2 protein-coding genes are annotated in these 1870 nt (G+C 57.1%); both read left to right on the top strand.

What is annotated here, in order from left to right; all coding sequences use genetic code 11:
* The first annotated feature begins 218 nt into the window (after nt 1–218).
* Nucleotides 219–785 carry a GNAT family N-acetyltransferase gene (locus tag HYZ49_12995; protein MBI3243199.1) on the top strand — a complete coding sequence of 189 codons (567 nt, stop codon included), beginning with the start codon at nt 219–221 and terminating at the stop codon, nt 783–785.
* 335 nt (nt 786–1120) lie between these two features.
* Nucleotides 1121–1582 carry a GNAT family N-acetyltransferase gene (locus tag HYZ49_12990; GenBank protein ID MBI3243198.1) on the top strand — a complete coding sequence of 154 codons (462 nt, stop codon included), beginning with the start codon at nt 1121–1123 and terminating at the stop codon, nt 1580–1582.
* Nucleotides 1583–1870: the final 288 nt, after the last annotated feature.

Here is a 1870-nt window from a genome sequence, read left to right as displayed (position 1 = left end):
TCTGGTGGTGGAATCCCACGTCGTATAACACCGGTTTGCCGGCTCCAGTCGCTACGCTCCTTCCGCCCAACCCTTGGTCTGTCACGCCGTTTGCCAGGGGCGGCAAACGCCGCGCCAGCCCTTCGGGTTCGGCAACCCGAAACGTTATATGAAATTATGGCAAGATCAGAGGCGGCCCTTCCTGGGCCGCCTGGCAGCCGTATTTCGGGGTGTGGTACATGGCCGTGAGTGGAAGTGCCGTGATCAGAGCCGTAGAAAGCGAGGATATCGAGCGGCTGTCGCAGTTGGCGGTGGAGACTTATGTCGATGCCTTCGGCCACACCTTCGGAGCCTCTGATCTAGGATTTCACCTGGAAAGGCATTTATCGCCCGATTGTTTCCGCCGAATCATCGAAGGTGATGTAGTGCTTTTGGTCGAAGTCGAAAGTCATTTGATCGGCTATGTGCAGTTTGGTGCCGCAGGAGTACCCGTGGAGGACTCGTCGGTGGGAAGCTCATCGGCAGGTTCATCGGTAGGTGATCAGGAAGTGCGCCGGCTCTACATCCAGCGGGCATTTCAGCGTCGGGGCTACGGCACGTTGCTGATGGATTTCGCCTTGAACCATCCACGCTTACGGAAGGCCGCGCGGATTTATGTGGATGTCTGGGAACACAATCACGATGCCCAGCGGTTTTACCAACGCTATGGATTCGAGGTGGTGGGCAGTCGTCGGTTCGAGGTGGCGTCTGGGGTGCAGATGGACCTTGACTTGGTGATGGTTCGCTGTAGTTCTCCAGAGATGTAGTTACCAGCGGGTGCTTGAAGGTATCACCGAGCTACTATGCTGCTCAAGAAGCTGACAGTTGAGGCTGAAAGGTGTAGAGAGGGGCGACCCTTGCCCGGTCACGGCATTTGCTGAGGAGCAAAGGCGCAAATGCCGCGCCCAGGACTGCGGGTTCGGCAACCCGAAGACGTTATGTGCAATGCTAACGCGGCCATCCCTGGCCGCTCAAAAGCCAGGACTCGCGCTTGATCGTAGGCCTTATGGGGAACGATAGGCAGCTACACTATTGACCTGCCCTTCAGAGAGGAATTAGCGTAATTGACCATCGGAAGTTTGTTATTCAGTGGTAGCACGCGATGTCGAAAGAGTTCCAGATGAACCAGGGGGCTCATGTTCGTGTGGCCCAGTTGGATGATGCAGAGGTGCTCGCGGTTTTGAGCTACGAGTTCAATCATGTTCAAGTGACATCAGATCATGTATTGTCACGTTTGAGTTCCGGTTTTCATACGGAGATCGTGGTCGTGGGAGAAGTAGATGGACAGGTGGTAGGATTTGCTTGTGCCCAGGTCTTGGAATCCATCTGCTATGCAAAACCGTGGGCCGAATTGACAGAATTATATGTACAGGAAAGGTATCGCAGGCGAGGTGTTGGTCGAGGCCTGGTCCGGATGGTCGAACAAATGGCACGGCGGGAAGGTGCCACCGACCTGTTGGTTCATACGAACAACGTGAACATAGCCGGCCAAGCGCTATACCAGAGTATGGGCTATGCGATGCAGTCGCACGTCTCGCTGCAGAAAGGATTGATTCCCCCCTGAACAAACGGTTCGCCCGCAGTCCAATGGAAATGCCGTGCTTGCCTTCCGTGGCAAGCACGGCAAAAGAAACGCACTGCACATAACACCGGGTTGCCGGCTTCGGTCGCTTCGCTCCCTCCGCCCAACCTGGCCTCTGTCCCGGTGCTTGCTGCTTCGCCGGGGCCGGCGGGTTGGTCGGGTAACGGGGCCGTTGTCGAGGCAGTCGGTGGAGCGGGCCAAATAAGGTGGCGGTGCGTAACCTGGGGAACGCCGCCCCCGTCGGCAAGCGCCGGTCCAGTCCTTCGGACC

The sequence above is a fragment of the Chloroflexota bacterium genome, assembly GCA_016197225.1.
GTDB lineage: Bacteria > Chloroflexota > Anaerolineae > Anaerolineales > VGOW01 > VGOW01.
Note: the sequence above shows the minus strand (reverse complement) of the source record. Positions and strands in the feature narration are given on the sequence as shown.